The following is a 16,992-nucleotide window of genomic DNA, read 5'->3' on the forward strand; positions in this document are numbered from 1 at the left end:
CATCACCGTGAGAGACAACCAAAATTCGTGTTGCTAAAGCAACCCCTGTCTCTGGCGGACTCTGCTCTACCCCTACAAAACGCAGTAACAGAAAGGGCTCCGCAAGGAGCCCTTTTCTTTGGCCGCGATCAGGGGATCAGCAGGCTGGAACCGCTGGTGCTGCGGCTTTCCAGCACCTGGTGCGCACGCTGGGCGTCGGCCAGCGCGAATTTCTGCTCGTCTCTCACCCCCACCCGAATGGCGCCGCTGCCGATCAGCGAGAACAGCTCGTTGCTGGCGTACTGCAGCTCGGCGCGGTTGGTGATGTAGCCGTTGAGGGAAGGGCGGGTGACGTACAGCGAGCCCTTCTGATTCAGCAGCGCCAGATCAACGCCGGTCACCGGGCCGGACGCGTTGCCGAAGCTGACCATCAGGCCGCGCCGCTTCAGGCTGTTGAGCGAGGCCTGCCAGGTGCTTTGCCCCACCGAATCGTACACCACGCCGACCTTCTCGCCGTGCGTCAGCTCGGCCACCCGCTGGGCGATATCCTCTTTATGGTAGTTGATGGTGGCCCAGGCGCCGGCCTGCTTCGCCAGCGCCGCCTTCTCGTCGGAGCCGACGCTGCCGATCAGGCGCGCGCCCAGCGCTTTGGCCCACTGACAGGCGATCAGCCCGACGCCGCCGGCGGCGGCATGGAACAAAAATACTTCACCCGGCTGCACTTCGTGGGTCTGGCGCAGCAGATAGTGCACCGTCAGCCCTTTCAGGAAAGAAGCGGCGCCTTGCTCAAAGCTCAGGTTGTGCGGCAGCAGCGCCACTTTCTCTTCCGGCACGTTGTGGATCTCGCTGTAGGCGCCGAGCGACGACTGCGCATACACCACCCGGTCGCCCGGTTTGATCGCGCTGACCCCGGCGCCGACCTTGACCACCACGCCGGCCGCTTCGGTGCCGAGGCCGCTCGGCAGGCTGGCCGGCGCGTACAGCCCGCTGCGCACATAGGTGTCGATGTAGTTGATGCCGATCGCCTTGTTCTCGATCTGCACTTCACCGGCAGCCGGATCGAGCGGTGTAAAATCAACGTATTGCAAGACTTCCGGTCCGCCGACGGCGGAGAATTGAATGCGCTTGGCCATAGGGTTACCTCGTTGGAGTGTCTGATTTCACCCTATTCTTTTTAGTATCGGAGATCCAGTTCGCCCGTGCGGGGGTCAATACCTTTTTTGCATCGGTTATGACGCAAAAATCACGTATACTCTCGCGTCAGGATCCTTCATTCGCAACCGGATAAAGACTACGTTTCATGGCAGGAAAAAAACCAACCAACAAAACAAACGCGGACGAAACCAGAGAGCGTTCCAGAGATCGTCAGATGGAAGGGCTGAAGATGCCGCCGCACTCGCTGGAGGCCGAGCAGTCGGTGTTGGGCGGTTTGATGCTGGATAACGAGCGTTGGGACAACGTGGCGGAACGCGTGGTCGCCAACGACTTCTTCAGCCGCCCGCATCGCCTGATCTTTACCGAGATGCAGCGTCTGCTGGAGATGAGCAAGCCTATCGACCTCATCACCCTGTCCGAATCGCTTGAACAGAAGGGCGAACTGGACTCGGTGGGGGGCTTCGCCTACCTGGCCGAGCTGTCGAAAAACACCCCGAGCGCCGCCAACATCGGCGCCTACGCCGACATCGTGCGCGAGCGCGCGGTGGTGCGCGAAATGATCTCGGTGGCTAACGAAATCGCCGACGCCGGCTACGATCCGCAGGGCCGCAGCAGCGAAGACCTGCTCGATCTGGCGGAATCCCGCGTATTCCAAATCGCCGAGAACCGCGCCAGCAAAGACGAGGGCCCGAAGGGCATCGAACGCATCCTGGAAGACACCGTCTCGCGTATCGAACAGCTGTATCAGCAGCCGCATGACGGCGTGACCGGGGTAGATACCGGCTATCAGGACCTCAACAAGAAAACTGCGGGCATGCAAAAGTCCGATCTGATCATCGTCGCCGCCCGTCCATCGATGGGGAAAACCACCTTCGCCATGAACCTGTGCGAAAACGCCGCGATGACCCAGGAGAAACCGGTGCTGATCTTCAGCCTGGAGATGCCCGGCGAGCAGATCATGATGCGTATGCTGGCGTCGCTGTCGCGCGTGGATCAGACGCGCATCCGTACCGGCCAGCTCGACGACGAGGACTGGGCGCGCATTTCCAGCACCATGGGCATCCTGCTGGAGAAGCGTAACATGTACATCGACGACTCCTCCGGCCTGACGCCGACCGAAGTGCGCTCGCGCGCGCGGCGCATTTTCCGCGAGCACGACGGGCTTAGCCTGATCATGATCGACTACCTGCAGCTGATGCGCGTGCCGGCCTTGTCCGACAACCGTACGCTGGAGATCGCCGAGATTTCGCGCTCGCTGAAGGCGCTGGCGAAAGAGCTGCAGGTGCCGGTGGTGGCGCTGTCGCAGCTGAACCGAAGCCTGGAGCAGCGCGCCGACAAACGCCCGGTCAACTCCGACCTGCGTGAATCCGGCTCCATCGAGCAGGACGCCGACCTGATTATGTTCATCTATCGTGATGAGGTGTATCACGAGAACAGCGATCTGAAAGGGATCGCGGAAATTATTATCGGTAAGCAGCGTAACGGCCCAATCGGCACCGTGCGCCTTACCTTTAACGGCCAGTGGTCGCGTTTCGATAACTACGCGGGGCCACAATACGATGACGAATAATCAGCTAAGGAACTGAAATGAAAGCGGCAACCGCTGTAATCGACCGCCGCGCTCTGCGACATAATCTGCAACAGGTGCGCCGCCAGGCGCCGCAAAGCCGCCTGATTGCCGTTGTGAAAGCAAACGCTTATGGACATGGCCTGCTGGAAACAGCACACACCCTGCAAGACGCCGACTGCTACGGCGTGGCGCGTATCGGCGAGGCGCTGATGCTGCGCTCCGGCGGCATCGTCAAGCCGATCCTGTTGCTGGAAGGCTTCTTCAGCGCCGAAGACCTGCCGGTGCTGGTGGCGAACAACATCGAAACCGCGGTGCACAGCATCGAACAGCTCGAGGCGCTGGAACAGGCCGAACTGGCGCGCCCGGTGCCGGTGTGGATGAAGCTCGATACCGGCATGCATCGGCTGGGGGTGCGCCCCGAACAGGCGGAAGCGTTTTATCAGCGCCTGTGCGCCTGCCGCAACGTGGCGCAGCCGGTCAATATCATGAGCCACTTCAGCCGCGCCGACGAGCCGGAGTCCGACGCCACCCTGAAACAGATCGCCTGCTTTGAGCAGTTCGCGCGCGGTAAACCGGGCCAGCGCTCGGTCGCCGCTTCCGGCGGCACGCTGCTGTGGCCGGACGCCCACAACGAGTGGGTGCGTCCCGGCATCATTCTGTACGGCGTGTCGCCGCTGGATAACGGCAGCGGCGCCGAGCATGGTCTGCAGCCGGCGATGACGCTGAAATCCAGCCTGATCGCGGTGCGCGAGCACAAGGCTGGTGAAGCGGTGGGCTATGGCGGCACCTGGATCAGCCCGCGCGATACTCGCCTTGGCGTGGTGGCGATGGGGTACGGCGACGGCTACCCGCGCAGCGCGCCGACCGGCACGCCGATCCTGATCAACGGCCGCGAAGTGCCGATCGTCGGCCGGGTGTCGATGGACATGATTTCGGTCGATCTCGGGCCGGACGCCGCCGATAAGGTGGGGGATGAAGCGGTGCTGTGGGGGCCGGCGCTGCCGGTCGAGCGCATCGCCGTCTGCACCGGCATCAGCGCCTACGAGCTGATCACCAAGCTTACGCAGCGCGTGGCGATGGAATACATCGGCGACTGATACGCCGCAGGGGCCGACGCGCGTCGGCCCCGTTTCTCAGCGGGTTACTTCTTTACCGCCAACCACTTGTCGATAACCTTCTGATACTCGCCGGTCGCCTTGGCCAGGTGCAGCCACTGATCCACATACAGTTTCCAGCTCAGATCGTCGCGCGGCAGCATGTAAGCCTTTTCGCCGTACTGCATCGGTTTGGTCGGATTCACCGCGCACAGCTTCGGATAGCGCTTCTGCTGGTACAGCGCCTCGGAGGCGTCGGTGATCATCACGTCCGCCTTGCGATCCACCAGCTGCTGGAAAATGCTCATGTTGTCGTGCGTCAGCGTCAGCTTGGCTTTTGGCAGATAGGCGTGCACGAAGGCTTCGTTGGTGCCGCCCGCCGGTTCCAGCAGACGCACCGATGGTTTGTTGATCTGTTCTATCGTGCGGTATTTCTTCACGTCGGTGCAGCGCACCAGCGGAATTTTGCCGTCGGTATCCAGCTTGTCGGCGAAGAACACCTGTTTTTGGCGCTCCAGCGTGACGGAGATGCCGCCCATGGCGATGTCGCACTTGCCGGAGGCGAAGTCCGGTGTCAGGGTTTTCCAGCTGGTTTTCACCCACTTCACCTTGGCGCCGAGGCTCTTCGCCAGCGATTCCGCCATGTCGATATCGATGCCTTCATAGCTGCCATCTTCCTTGAGGAAGGTGTAGGGCTTGTAGTCGCCGGTGGTGCAGACCTCCAGGGTCTTTTGCTGCAGCACTTTGTCCAGGTGGGATTGCGCGCCGGCGCTGCCGGCGGCGAGCAGCAGCGCGAGAGGGAGTAACTTTTTCATCTGGCGTCCTTTTTATACATTCGTGGTTTTATGCGTTACTTCGCCGTTAATTGTCGTTTGCCTGCATGAGTTAGCCGTTTTTTATGCCGCTTACCGGCGAAAACGCCGGGCGTTGCTGCTGTACGCGATTTAAGCGCCAGGGTGTGACGTCGGCAACGGTAAAAAAACTGGTAGGCTGTAACGTCAACATTTATTAACACAGTTTACAGGTGGCTATGTACAACATTGACGATTTTGATATGAAAATCCTGACGCTGTTACAGGCCAACGGCCGTTTGACCAATCAGGAGCTGAGCGAACTGGTGGGGCTTTCCGCTTCCCAGTGTTCACGGCGGCGCATCAGCCTGGAGCAGGCGCAGCTGATCCGCGGCTACCACGCGCGGCTGGCGCCGGAGGCGGTCGGCCTGGGGCTGGTGGGGCTGATTGAAGTCAGCCTGATCACGCACGCTCAGGAGCAGATCGACAGCTTTCATCAGATGCTGGAGGACGTGGACGCGATCCTGGACGCTTACAAGACCACCGGCGACGCCGATTACCTGCTGAAAGTGGCGGTGGCGGACCTGCCGGCGCTGAGCGAGTTCATCAGCCAGACGCTGTCGCCGCACAAAAGCGTGGCGCATATCAAAACGGCGGTGGTGCTCAATCGCATCAAGGAAAACGGTTTGTTGCCGGTGACGCGAGAAAGCTGAAACCGAATACGCTTTTCCGTCTATATTAGGAACGTAACGCTGTGCCCAAACCACAATAAATAAACCAGGAGAAAAAAACGTGTTCCAGAACGTTGACGCCTATGCCGGCGATCCCATTCTGTCGCTGATGGAAAAATTCAAACAAGACTCGCGCGCGCACAAGGTGAACCTGAGCATTGGCCTGTACTACGATGCGCAGGGCGTCATTCCGCAGATGCGTGCGGTCGCCGCGGCGCAAGCGCAGTTGAACAGCGTCGAGCACGGCGCCTCGGTATACCTGCCGATGGAAGGGCTGCAATCCTACCGCACCGCCATCCAGCATTTGCTGTTCGGCGAGCAGCACCCGATGCTGCAGCAGGGGCGCATCGCCACCATTCAGACCGTCGGCGGTTCCGGCGCGCTGAAAGTGGGCGCCGACTTCCTGAAAAGCTACTTCCCGAATTCGCAGGTGTGGGTCAGCGATCCCACCTGGGAAAACCACGTCGCCATCTTCAGCGGCGCCGGTTTCAAGGTGAATACCTATCCGTATTTTGACGGCGAAAGCCTGGGCGTGAAGTTCGACGCCATGCTGGCTGCGCTGAAACAGCTGCCGAAGCACAGCATCGCGCTGCTGCATCCGTGCTGTCACAACCCGACCGGCTCAGACCTGACCCCCGCCCAGTGGGACGAAGTGATCAAGGTGATCGCCGATCGTGAGATCATTCCGTTCCTCGACATCGCCTATCAGGGCTTCGGCGGCGGTATGGAGCAGGACGTCTACGCCATTCGCGCCATTGCGGCGGCCGGCTTGCCGTGCCTGGTGAGCAACTCGTTCTCGAAGATCTTCTCGCTGTACGGCGAGCGCGTCGGCGGCCTGTCGGTGGTGTGCGAAAGCGAAGAAGCGGCCGGGCGCGTGCTGGGCCAGCTGAAGGCGACCGTGCGCCGCAACTACTCGAGCCCGCCGAACTTCGGCGCGCAGCTGGTGGCTAAAGTGCTGAACGACGCAGAGCTGAAAACCCAGTGGCTCAATGAAGTGGAAAGCATGCGCACCCGCATTCTCGAAATGCGCCACGCGTTGGTGGACACCCTGAAGAGCGCGCTGCCGCAGCGCAACTTCGATTACCTGCTGGCGCAGCGCGGCATGTTCAGCTACACCGGCTTCAGCGCGGCGCAGGTCGATCGCCTGCGCGAAGAGTTCGGCGTCTACCTGATCCACAGCGGCCGCATGTGCGTGGCCGGCCTGAACCACGACAACGTGCGTCAGGTAGCCGAGGCGTTTGCTGCGGTGCAGTAACGCCTGTTAGTCTGAACGGACGTTCATCGGGAGCGATAGCGATATCGCTCCTTTTTTATTGCCGGCGCGCCGCCGAAGTTGCCGCAAACCGGAGAGAGAATATACTGATTGAGGGGCGCTCACTCATGTGGCATCAGCAAACGCTAATCCTCAGCGCAAAAGCGCGTGGCTTTCATCTGGTTACCGACGAGATCACCAACCAGTTAACCCACTTACACCGCCTGCAAACCGGCCTGCTGCATCTGTTGCTGCAGCATACCTCGGCCTCGCTGACGCTCAACGAGAACTGCGATCCCACGGTGCGAGCCGATATGGAGCAGCATTTCCTGCGTCAGGTGCCGGAAAACGCCCCCTATCAACATGACTACGAAGGGCCGGACGACATGCCGGCGCACATCAAATCCTCGCTGCTGGGCGCTTCCTTGACGCTGCCCGTCAGGCACGGGCGGCTGATGTTGGGCACATGGCAGGGCATCTGGCTGGGGGAGCACCGCATCCACGGCGGAGCACGCCGTATTGTGGCCACATTACAGGGGGAATAACCCAATGAATAACAGCGCATTGCTGGAGTACTGCATGGCGAAGCCGGGCGCGGAGCAAAGCGACCAGAACCAGTGGCAGGCCAGCCAGATCAAGGTGGGCGACGTGATGTTCGCCATGGTGTGCGAAGTGGAAGGGCGGCCGGCGCTGGCGGTCAAGTCCAGCCCGGAGCTGGCGGAAAGCCTGCGCGAACACCACCCCGAGATCGTCGCCTGCGACGGCCTGAACAAGGCGCACTGGAATACGGTGTTTCTCGACGGCAACCTGCCGAACTCGCAGTTTTATACGCTGATCGACAGCTCCTATCAGCTGGTGGTGGAAGGCCTGCCCGAACACGTGCGCCAGGAACTGCGCGCCTGATTGCCGGGCGGCGCCGCCGCCCGTTTTCTCCTGCTTTCTCGCGTTAAACTGTGATCGCGGCTTTAAATTGGGAACGTTCCCTTTTTATTGCCGGACTAAAGCGGCTACGCTTGGGCATTCAAGAAACGCGGATGAAGGAGGCCGACATGGCCATGAGCGAAGAAAAGCGCAAGATGATCGCCGGAGAACTATACGACGCCGGCGATGAACTGCTGCGCAGCGAGCGTCGGCGCGCGCGCCAGATAACGCATCGCTACAACCACTCATCGCCGGAAGAGGGCGAGCTGCGCAAACAGTGGCTGGACGAGCTGCTGGGCGGCTATCAAGGCGGCGCCATCGAGCCGACGTTCTGCTGCGACTACGGCTATAACATCTATCTCGGCAAGAACTTCTACGCCAATTTCGACTGCGTGATCCTCGACGTGTGCGAGGTGCACATCGGCGACAACTGCCTGCTGGCGCCGGGCGTGCATATCTACACCGCCACCCATCCGCTGGACGCCGAGACCCGCGCCGGCGGTGCGGAGTTCGGCAAGCCGGTCAAGATTGGCGACAACGTGTGGATCGGCGGGCGCGCGGTGATCAATCCGGGCGTGACCATCGGCGATAATGCGGTCGTGGCCTCCGGCGCGGTGGTGACCAAAGACGTGCCGGCCAACTGCGTGGTGGGCGGCAACCCGGCGCGCGTGCTGAAAACGCTGTAAGCCCTCGGGCGGATTAAAACATGCTGCCATGGCGCTCGAAGCCGTGCATCTCGATGTCTTTGAGCGCCTTGAAGCGTTTGACCATCACCGCATGGTCTGACAGCAGATTGCTGATGCGAACAAACAGCTCCTTGTTCTCTTCTTCGCACTGCTCCAGCCAGGCCTGCGGATTCACGCCGTGCTGCATCCAGGGGCCGACGGCCAGCAGCCGCACCGTGTTGGCGTAGTTCGGGCACACCGCGAGCGCCACGCGATCGGCGGAATACTCCTGCGCGCGAGTGGTCGCCAGGCCGGGCAGCACCAGCGACTGCGGCACGACGCCGATCGCCAGACGCCACAGCGACACGTGCCGCAGCTTGTGATGGGCCAATTCATGGGCCAGCACGAACTCCACGATCTCCGGCGCGGTGGGCATCAGCATGGCGATTTCAGCATGGATCACCACGTAGCGCTGGCGGCGGTTGCATTCCAGCGCGAAGGCGTTGACCACGCCGTTGCCGTTGGTCAGATAAAGCTTGGGCAGCGTCTTGAGTTCCAGCCGACGGCCGATATCCTGATACAGCGCGAACAGTTCCGGAAATTGCGCCGGCCCGATGCGCAAGGCGTTGGATTTCGCCTGTGCGGCGAGATAGAAACGGTAAATATAGAAAGCGATCGGGATCAGCGGTAATAACGCGAGCAGGCTGAGGGTATCCAATGTTTCCTTGGCGTCGTCTCCCAACCCAAGTGCAGTTCCATCCGTATTTACCACGACGGCGGCGATGCCAAATAAAAAACCGAACAAGGTAATTATCGCCGATAGCCAGATCATGGGCATTTCCCAGCGGTGGCGAAATGCGGTGAAATTACGACATTCCGTCGCATGATGTTGACACATAAAATATCCTTAATAAGGGAAAGCCACGCCTGACATTGTCAGGTAAATAATGAATGTTTAATTATCCATCCGTTTACCTAACACTCAGCTAAACTGTAGTTCGTTTTTTAATCATGGCGTTTATCCCTTCCTGCACAGACTTAGACAAAAATGTCAGAAACTGTAGCTGGCGCTGGTGAAGGCCATGCCCGAGGTGGTTTTCTCAACGATGGGGCTGTCGGCCGCGTCGCCCAGCAGGCGCGTTACGCCGACCCCGGCCTGGAAGGCCACGTTCGGTCGCCATTGGTAGTTGAGCGCGGCGGTGAGCGTCGCGTCCTTGAAGCCGCTGCCCGGCCGATACGCGCTGAAGGCGCTGTGCTGCGCCTGCTGCGACGTCACGCCGAAATAGCCGCGCTGATAGCCGCTGTTGGCCCAGGTGGTGGAGAGATTGCCGATAAGCGTCAGCTGTTCGCTGAGCGGATATTGCCCGGTCAGTCCGCTTTCCACATAGGCGGTGTGGCCCAGTTCTTCCCCGCCGTAGCTGCGTTTGCGCGTCGCCTGCATCCCTTTGACATAGGCGCGGAAGGGGTCGAGTTGGTAGCTCAGCTCAGCGCCGGCTTCCAGCGCGCCGCCCAGTTTGCCCATGCCTTTGAGCCGGGTGTTGCGCCCGCGCAAGGTTTTGATTTCCTCGTCACGGCCGGCGTCATAGTTGAGCAATAACGCGATGCCGACGGGCCCGGCGATGGGGAATTGCCAGCGCGCCCCTTCGCTGCCCGCGCTGAATTCTCCCCAGCTGGCGTTTTGATAGCCGGCATTCACCTGATACAGCGGTTCAATGCTGTAAAAAGACGAGCCTTCATAGGCGGGAGCGACGGCGAGGCCGCCGGCGAGCGTTAAAGACGCTTCGCCGTCCTGCGCCTGACCGGCGAGGGGAAAAAGAAAGAGCAGGGCGGCGGCAGAGGTACCCAGTTTATTATCCACGTTAAACACCTTTATATCATCCCATTGAATAAACGGCCCGCAGGCCCACGTTTAAATGACGGCTTATTGATAAACGCCATGTTTATATTGATTAATCGACAGGCGACGGCGCGCCATTGGCGTTATTTCACCGCAATAGTGAAACGCATGGGGAATAAACAAAAGCCAAACAAATGGCATGATGGGGCGAGTTTATTATTGGCTGGGTTCAAAGCGCCTGTTTTTAAAGGAATGATGCAGCGAAGGGTATTTAATGTTTCTCGCAGAGGGATAGGTTGATTGCTCAACGAGGCGGAATAGGGCGCCTCGTTGAGCGTATCATCCGCCGTTATTTTTCCAACAGCGGTTTCAGGAAGCGCGCGGTGTGCGATTTTTCACACTCGGCGACCGTTTCCGGCGTGCCGGCGACCAGGATCTCGCCGCCGCCGCTGCCGCCTTCCGGCCCCAGATCGACGATCCAGTCGGCGGTTTTGATCACGTCCAGGTTATGCTCGATGACCACGATGGTATTGCCCTGATCGCGCAGCTGATGCAGTACCGCCAACAGCTGTTGAATATCGGCGAAGTGCAGACCGGTGGTCGGTTCGTCGAGAATATACAGCGTCTGGCCGGTGCCGCGTTTCGACAGCTCGCGCGCCAGCTTGACGCGCTGCGCCTCACCGCCGGAGAGCGTGGTGGCCGACTGGCCGAGGCGGATGTAGGACAGGCCGACATCCATCAGGGTTTGCAGCTTGCGCGCGAGCGCCGGCACCGCGTCGAAGAAATCGCGCGCTTCTTCGATGGTCATCTCCAGCACTTCGTGGATGCTCTTGCCTTTGTACTTCACTTCCAGCGTTTCGCGGTTATAGCGTTTGCCTTTGCACTGGTCGCACGGGACGTAGATGTCCGGCAGGAAGTGCATCTCGACCTTGATCACCCCGTCGCCCTGGCAGGCTTCACAGCGCCCGCCCTTGACGTTGAAGCTGAAGCGGCCCGGCGTATAGCCGCGGCTGCGCGACTCCGGCACGCCGGCGAACAGCTCGCGCACCGGGGTGAAGATGCCGGTGTAAGTGGCCGGGTTGGAGCGCGGCGTGCGGCCGATCGGGCTCTGATCGATATCGATCACCTTGTCGAAATGTTCCAGGCCGGTCACTTCGCGGAACGGCGCGGGCTCGGCGATGGTGGCGCCGTTAAGCTGGCGCTGGGCGATCGGGAACAGCGTATCGTTGATCAGCGTCGACTTGCCGGAGCCGGACACGCCGGTGATGCAGGTAAACAGACCGACCGGCAGCGTCAGCGTCACGTCCTTCAGGTTGTTGCCGCGCGCGCCGCTCAGCTTCAGCACCTTGGTCGGATCGGCCTGCACGCGCTGCGCCGGGATGGCGATCTCGCGTTTGCCGCTGAGGAACTGGCCGGTCAGCGATTCCGGCTGCGCCATGATGTCATCGACGGTGCCTTCCGCCACCACCTGGCCGCCGTGCACGCCGGCGCCGGGGCCGATGTCGATCACGTGGTCGGCGGCGCGGATGGCGTCTTCGTCATGCTCCACCACGATCACCGTGTTGCCGAGGTTGCGCAGGTGGATCAGCGTTTCCAGCAGGCGCTCGTTGTCGCGCTGGTGCAGGCCGATCGACGGCTCATCCAGCACGTACATCACGCCCACCAAACCGGCGCCGATCTGGCTGGCCAAGCGGATACGCTGCGCTTCGCCGCCGGAGAGCGTTTCCGCCGAACGGGACAGCGACAGGTAGTTCAGGCCGACGTTCACCAGGAACTTCAGGCGATCGCCGATCTCTTTCAGCACTTTCTCGGCGATCTTGGCGCGCTGGCCGCTGAGCTTCATGTTCTGGAAGAACGTCATCGCATGGCCGATGCTCAGATCGGAGATCTCCGGCAGCGTGGTGTCTTCGACGAACACATTGCGCGCTTCTTCACGCAGGCGGGTGCCGTGGCACGAGGCGCAAGGGCGGTTGCTGATGAACTTCGCCAGCTCTTCGCGCACCGCGCTGGATTCGGTCTCTTTATAGCGGCGCTCCATGTTGTGCAACACGCCTTCGAACGGGTGGCGGCGCACGGTGGTGTCACCGCGATCGTTGATGTATTTGAATTCGATCGACTCTTTGCCGGAGCCGCTCAGCACCGCCTTCTGCACGTTGGCGCTCAAGGTGTTGAACGGCGCTTCGACGTCGAACTCATAGTGCTCCGCCAGCGAGCGCAGCATCTGGAAGTAATAGAAGTTGCGGCGATCCCAGCCGCGGATTGCGCCGCCGGCCAGCGACAGCTCGGGGTTTTGCACCACGCGATCCGGATCGAAGAACTGTTGCACGCCCAGGCCGTCGCAGGTCGGGCAGGCGCCGGCCGGGTTGTTGAAGGAAAACAGGCGCGGTTCCAGTTCGCGCATGCTGTAGCCGCAGATCGGGCAGGCGAAGTTGGCGGAGAACAGCAGCTCGTCCGCTTTTTCGTCGTCCATGTCCGCCACCACCGCGGTGCCGCCCGAGAGCTCCAGCGCGGTTTCGAACGATTCGGCCAGGCGCTGCGCCATGTCGTCGCGCACCTTGAAACGGTCGACCACCACTTCGATGGTGTGTTTTTTCTGCAGCTCCAGCTTCGGCGGATCGGACAGATCGCACACTTCACCGTCGATGCGCGCGCGGATATAGCCCTGAGCGGCCAGGTTTTCCAGCGTTTTGGTGTGTTCGCCCTTGCGATCTTTCACTACCGGCGCCAGCAGCATCAGGCGCTTGCCTTCCGGCTGGCTCAGCACGTTGTCGACCATCTGGCTGACGGTTTGCGCCGCCAGCGGCACATGGTGATCCGGGCAGCGCGGCTCGCCGACGCGGGCGAACAGCAGACGCAGGTAGTCGTGGATCTCGGTGATGGTGCCGACCGTGGATCGCGGGTTGTGCGAGGTGGATTTCTGCTCGATGGAGATCGCCGGCGACAGACCTTCAATATGGTCGACGTCCGGTTTTTCCATCAGCGACAGGAACTGGCGCGCATAGGCGGAGAGTGATTCGACATAGCGCCGCTGCCCTTCGGCATACAGCGTATCGAAAGCCAGCGAAGACTTGCCGGAACCGGACAGGCCGGTGACGACGATCAGTTTGTCACGCGGGATGATCAGGTTGATGTTTTTCAGATTATGGGTTCGAGCACCACGAACTTCGATATTGTCCATTTACACTTCCCGTCTTGATGATACACCGCGCCTGTCGCGATTTTTGCGGGGGATTTTGTGATGGATCTCGCAAAAAACCGGCACAGCCAGGTCGAAACGCATAATTATGACACAAAAAAACCTGAATGGATATCCAGTATGCGAATGCAATAAGGTCGATTGGAAAGACAATTCTGGAATGCAATTCGCACTTATCAACACGGGTGTGGTTTCGTACTCAGCGTGGTAAACTGACGCGTTTATACTGTGTAGAAATCAATCATCGGGAGAAGTGCTCATGGCCAGCAGAGGCGTAAACAAAGTAATTCTGGTCGGGAATCTGGGTCAGGATCCAGAAGTCCGTTACATGCCGAACGGCGGCGCAGTGGCCAACATTACCCTGGCGACCTCCGAAAGCTGGCGTGACAAAGCGACCGGCGAACAGAAAGAGAAGACCGAGTGGCACCGCGTTGTGCTGTTCGGCAAACTGGCTGAAGTGGCGGGCGAATACCTGCGCAAAGGCTCTCAGGTCTATATCGAAGGCTCCCTGCAGACCCGTAAATGGCAGGATCAGAGCGGCCAGGATCGCTACACCACCGAGATCGTGGTTAACGTCGGCGGCACCATGCAGATGCTGGGCGGCCGTCAGGGCGGCGGCGCACCGGCAGGTCAATCTGCCGGCGGCCAGGGCGGTTGGGGCCAGCCTCAACAGCCACAGGGCGGCAACCAGTTCAGCGGCGGCCAGCAGCAGTCTCGTCCGGCGCAGAACAGCGCTCCGGCGACCAGCAACGAACCGCCAATGGATTTCGACGACGATATTCCGTTCTAAGCCTGGTAACAGCGCTAAAAAAACCCCGCTCAGGCGGGGTTTTTTGTGTTCGTTAGCCGCTGATTTTCTGCGGCGGTGTTGCCAATCAGTAAATTGCTACCGGGTTGATGTTGACCTGGGTTGAACCGACATACAGCGGTTGCCCCAGTACGAACAGGAATTCCCAGGTTTTCGTGCGCACCAGTGGGCGGCTGTCGATCAGTTCCAGGTTATAGACGCCGCGTTTGGCCAGCAGGTATTGGTTGACCGGGAACTCTTCGTCATTTTTCGGGTTAGGGTATACTTCGGAAGCCCAGGTATCACCGCCGAAGGCCACGATGCCTTGGTCAGCCAACCATTTCGCCGCTTCCATGCCGATACCCGGTTCAACTTCCAGGAACTTTTTATTGTCTTTGCCAATCAGCTCCAGCCAGCCGGTGTTGAACAAGACAACGTCGCCTTTGCGTAAACTGATGCCCTGCTTTTTAAGCACCGCTTGAATATCCGCAACGGAAAATTCGGTGCCGCCCGGAACGATCGCTTTATTATAATAAGCCGTCATATCGAGTACGACGCCGCGTGTGACCATGGGCGGCACTTTTTCCACGCCCAATTTTTTCACGCCATCTACGGTGACGAAATCCGCCGCCTTATTGCCGTTATAATAAACATTGTCGATGCCGATATGGCCAATGCCATTCAACTGAGTGCCGACGCCGGTCCAGGCATTCACCAATTCATCATTAAAGGTGAATTTATTTGGGCCAAGCGTTTTACCGTCCTGCTGACCAGGCTGAATATTATATAAGCGGAAGCTGCGGTGGCGGAACGCCGGGAAATCTTTATCGACGGGCACCGCCAATGACAATGTCTTGCCTTGTTTTACCAACTGCACGGACTGTAATACCCCTTCTGGCGTGAGCAGGTTGGCGGCGCCGATTTCGTCTTTTGCACCGTAAACGGAAGGATACCAGTCTGACGGCTGAGCGGCGGACTCTGCGGCGTGTGCAGGCACTGTGGCAAGCAAAGGCAGCAAGAGGGAGAGGCGATACAATGATTTCATCAGTGACTCATCCTTATAAAAACGTATTGCAGGGTGAATGAAAATGAGCCGTCCGGACATGGGCGACATCAGGCCGCCGAATAATAACCGGTGGAGAAAGAAGCTCATTTTTGGGTGCGCGGGGTGTATTAGCGTAATGCCTTATAACAAGGCGTGGTGAATAACCACCCGACGATGACTTCTTTATGCGGAAATAAATAACGCCGGGCGAGCGGCGTCATTGATATTATTTTTTCAGCTCAGCACTCATGGTGACGAAATTACCCATATAGGCGCTGGTGATTTTGTAGCCGCTTGCGCCGGCCTCTTGCGCTTTTTTAGCGATGAGGGCTTCGGTGGAATCCAGCGTGCTGCCGGTTGCGGTAACGCTCTCTGCTGCAGCGTTAAACGACAGCGTGGAAAAAAGAGCGAGTGAAATAACGGTGGTCATGGTTTTCATATCTTTATCCTGTGTTCGACAATTCGAAAAATAAGGGTGTCCGGTACGACACGATGGAGCGAAGGATAAAGGGGGCAGTGAGGTGAATAAATAACAGAATCGTCAATAAACTATTCCGTTTTTGTACATAAACTGATTCGATTGTTGTCTTTCACGCGGGATTGGCGGCGTAAAGCGTGGGAAGGGGAAACAAGCGTGCATAGACGTCGTCAGGCTTGCATACTGCGGCAAGCCAATAAAAAGCCCCTCGCGGGGCTTGGATGTTACGCCGAGAAGCCGCCGTCGATGCTCAGGCTGGCGCCGGTGATGTAACCCGCCTGCGGGCCCGCCAGGTAAGCGACAAAACTGGCGATCTCTTCATCTTTGCCGTAGCGGCCGATCGCCATCAGCTGCTTGAGCTGATCGGCGAACTCGCCGGCGTCCGGGTTCATTTCGGTGTCCACCGGGCCGGGCTGCACGTTGTTGACGGTGATGCCGCGCGGGCCGAGATCGCGCGCCATGCCTTTGGTCAGGCCGACCAGCGCCGATTTGCTCATCGCATACACCGCCGCGCCGCCGAACGGCACGCGTTCGGCGTTGGTGCTGCCGATGTGGATGATGCGCCCGCCGTCATTCATGTGGCGCGCCGCCTCTTGGCTGGCGACGAATACGCTGCGCACGTTGACCGCCAGCATGCGATCCAGATCGTCCAGCGCCAGCGCTTCGGTGCTGCCCAATGTAAACACCCCGGCGTTGTTCACCAGAATATCCAGGTTGCCGAAGTGGCTCACCGCCTGGCGAACCGCCTGCTGCAGCGCCAACGCATCGGCGCTGTCGGCCTTGATGGCGAGGGCTTTGCCGCCGGCGGCGGTCACGGCGCTCGCCACCGCTTCGGCGCGATCGGCCGAGGCGGCGTAGGTAAAGGCGACGGCGGCGCCTTCGTTCGCTAACCGTTTCACGATGGCGGCGCCGATGCCGCGGGAGCCGCCCTGAACGAATGCGACTTTGCCTTGCAGAGGTTCTGCTGTCGTCATGCTATTTCTCCAAAGTGGGTGAGGGTATTGCGCTGTCATTCAGTATGGGTGAAATGAATGGCGATCACTGTCCACAAAGAGCTCTGGCCGCCTGAAACGAGAAAAGCCCCTTGCGGGGCTTCTTTCTTCCGTCGATTGGCTGTCCGACGATCAGTTGAAGATTTCTGCGGTGCCGTACAGTTTGTTTTGGCCGCCGGCGGCGACGATGCGGTAGGAACTGGCGCCCGACGCAGCGGCTTTGCTGGCAAGTTCGCTTTCCAGCGCGCTCAGGTTGGCGGCGCCGCTCACGGTGACTACGCCGATTTTCTGCGCGTCTGCGGCTGGCTGGCTGGTTGGCAGGTCAGCGGCGAAGGTCGCGAAAGAAGCGGTAGCCAGCAGTGCAGCGGTAGCAAAAATTTTGACGTTTTTCATGATGTGTTCCTCAGAGTATTTATTAGGTGAGAGCGCGTTGTCTCTCGATGTGTTAAATACTAGTGCACCGGGTGTGAATAAAAAATCGGAGAGTTTTGAGTATCTC

General features: G+C 59.7%; 17 protein-coding genes. 8 read left to right on the forward strand and 9 right to left on the reverse strand.

The window, feature by feature from the left end; genetic code table 11:
- Positions 1-128: 128 nt before the first annotated feature.
- A complete protein-coding gene (locus ACSBQS_RS16870) occupies positions 129-1,112 on the reverse strand; it encodes a quinone oxidoreductase (RefSeq protein WP_434991241.1) in 984 nt (327 codons plus the stop codon).
- A 167-nt stretch (positions 1,113-1,279) separates the two neighbouring features.
- On the opposite strand from ACSBQS_RS16870, the gene dnaB reads away from it, so the two are divergent.
- Together dnaB and alr are read left to right on the forward strand one after the other, a co-directional pair.
- Positions 1,280-2,704 (forward strand): replicative DNA helicase, encoded by a 1,425-nt coding sequence (dnaB, locus tag ACSBQS_RS16875; protein ID WP_025160134.1) that lies wholly within the window; start codon positions 1,280-1,282, stop codon positions 2,702-2,704.
- A 17-nt stretch (positions 2,705-2,721) separates the two neighbouring features.
- The gene (alr, locus tag ACSBQS_RS16880; RefSeq protein WP_434991242.1) at positions 2,722-3,801 is read left to right on the forward strand and encodes an alanine racemase; all 1,080 of its coding nucleotides are present in this window, start codon (positions 2,722-2,724) and stop codon (positions 3,799-3,801) included.
- Positions 3,802-3,845: 44 nt separating this feature from the next.
- Here alr and ACSBQS_RS16885 read toward each other — a convergent pair whose 3' ends face one another.
- Entirely contained in the window at positions 3,846-4,613 is a 768-nt protein-coding gene (locus ACSBQS_RS16885; RefSeq protein WP_033651220.1) for a transporter substrate-binding domain-containing protein, read from the reverse strand.
- 215 nt (positions 4,614-4,828) lie between these two features.
- Between ACSBQS_RS16885 and ACSBQS_RS16890 the strand changes: the two genes are divergently transcribed.
- The 5 genes from ACSBQS_RS16890 to maa all read left to right on the forward strand — a co-directional run bounded on the left by ACSBQS_RS16890 (position 4,829) and on the right by maa (position 8,179).
- Positions 4,829-5,302 (forward strand): Lrp/AsnC family transcriptional regulator, encoded by a 474-nt coding sequence (locus tag ACSBQS_RS16890; protein ID WP_025304444.1) that lies wholly within the window; start codon positions 4,829-4,831, stop codon positions 5,300-5,302.
- A 79-nt stretch (positions 5,303-5,381) separates the two neighbouring features.
- Positions 5,382-6,575, forward strand: a complete 1,194-nt coding sequence (locus ACSBQS_RS16895; RefSeq protein ID WP_164057677.1) for an amino acid aminotransferase — start codon at positions 5,382-5,384, stop codon at positions 6,573-6,575.
- Between the two features lie 125 nt (positions 6,576-6,700).
- Complete coding sequence (locus tag ACSBQS_RS16900) at positions 6,701-7,117, forward strand: secondary thiamine-phosphate synthase enzyme YjbQ (protein WP_016930264.1); 417 nt, start codon at positions 6,701-6,703, stop codon at positions 7,115-7,117.
- Positions 7,118-7,121: 4 nt separating this feature from the next.
- Positions 7,122-7,475: an MmcQ/YjbR family DNA-binding protein gene (locus ACSBQS_RS16905; protein ID WP_019453210.1), complete on the forward strand. Its 354-nt coding sequence runs from the start codon at positions 7,122-7,124 to the stop codon at positions 7,473-7,475.
- 146 nt (positions 7,476-7,621) lie between these two features.
- Positions 7,622-8,179 carry a maltose O-acetyltransferase gene (gene maa / locus ACSBQS_RS16910; RefSeq protein ID WP_269474413.1) on the forward strand — a complete coding sequence of 186 codons (558 nt, stop codon included), beginning with the start codon at positions 7,622-7,624 and terminating at the stop codon, positions 8,177-8,179.
- Positions 8,180-8,192: 13 nt separating this feature from the next.
- Here the strand turns inward: maa and ACSBQS_RS16915 are convergent, their stop codons facing one another.
- The 3 genes from ACSBQS_RS16915 to uvrA form a co-directional block, all read right to left on the reverse strand.
- Positions 8,193-8,990 (reverse strand): M48 family metallopeptidase, encoded by a 798-nt coding sequence (locus ACSBQS_RS16915; RefSeq protein WP_158524121.1) that lies wholly within the window; start codon positions 8,988-8,990, stop codon positions 8,193-8,195.
- Between the two features lie 219 nt (positions 8,991-9,209).
- A complete protein-coding gene (locus ACSBQS_RS16920; protein WP_033651345.1) occupies positions 9,210-10,016 on the reverse strand; it encodes a MipA/OmpV family protein in 807 nt (268 codons plus the stop codon).
- Positions 10,017-10,344: 328 nt separating this feature from the next.
- The gene (uvrA, locus tag ACSBQS_RS16925; RefSeq protein WP_033644422.1) at positions 10,345-13,173 is read right to left on the reverse strand and encodes an excinuclease ABC subunit UvrA; all 2,829 of its coding nucleotides are present in this window, start codon (positions 13,171-13,173) and stop codon (positions 10,345-10,347) included.
- 277 nt (positions 13,174-13,450) lie between these two features.
- Between uvrA and ssb1 the strand changes: the two genes are divergently transcribed.
- Positions 13,451-13,981, forward strand: coding sequence for a single-stranded DNA-binding protein SSB1 (gene ssb1 / locus ACSBQS_RS16930; RefSeq protein WP_004936793.1), 531 nt, complete (start codon positions 13,451-13,453; stop codon positions 13,979-13,981).
- An 85-nt stretch (positions 13,982-14,066) separates the two neighbouring features.
- On the opposite strand, the gene ACSBQS_RS16935 is transcribed toward ssb1, so the two are convergent.
- The 4 genes from ACSBQS_RS16935 to bhsA all read right to left on the reverse strand — a co-directional run bounded on the left by ACSBQS_RS16935 (position 14,067) and on the right by bhsA (position 16,886).
- The gene (locus tag ACSBQS_RS16935) at positions 14,067-15,131 is read right to left on the reverse strand and encodes a cyclase family protein (protein ID WP_231922813.1); all 1,065 of its coding nucleotides are present in this window, start codon (positions 15,129-15,131) and stop codon (positions 14,067-14,069) included.
- Positions 15,132-15,249: 118 nt separating this feature from the next.
- Positions 15,250-15,462, reverse strand: a complete 213-nt coding sequence (locus tag ACSBQS_RS16940; protein ID WP_033644427.1) for a DUF1471 domain-containing protein — start codon at positions 15,460-15,462, stop codon at positions 15,250-15,252.
- Between the two features lie 263 nt (positions 15,463-15,725).
- Positions 15,726-16,475, reverse strand: coding sequence for a 3-oxoacyl-ACP reductase family protein (locus ACSBQS_RS16945; RefSeq protein ID WP_434991245.1), 750 nt, complete (start codon positions 16,473-16,475; stop codon positions 15,726-15,728).
- A 150-nt stretch (positions 16,476-16,625) separates the two neighbouring features.
- Positions 16,626-16,886 (reverse strand): multiple stress resistance protein BhsA, encoded by a 261-nt coding sequence (gene bhsA, locus ACSBQS_RS16950; protein WP_042785456.1) that lies wholly within the window; start codon positions 16,884-16,886, stop codon positions 16,626-16,628.
- Between the last annotated feature and the right edge of the window lie 106 nt (positions 16,887-16,992).

This window comes from Serratia sp. H402Y, assembly GCF_051172415.1.
Lineage (GTDB): Bacteria > Pseudomonadota > Gammaproteobacteria > Enterobacterales > Enterobacteriaceae > Serratia > Serratia ureilytica.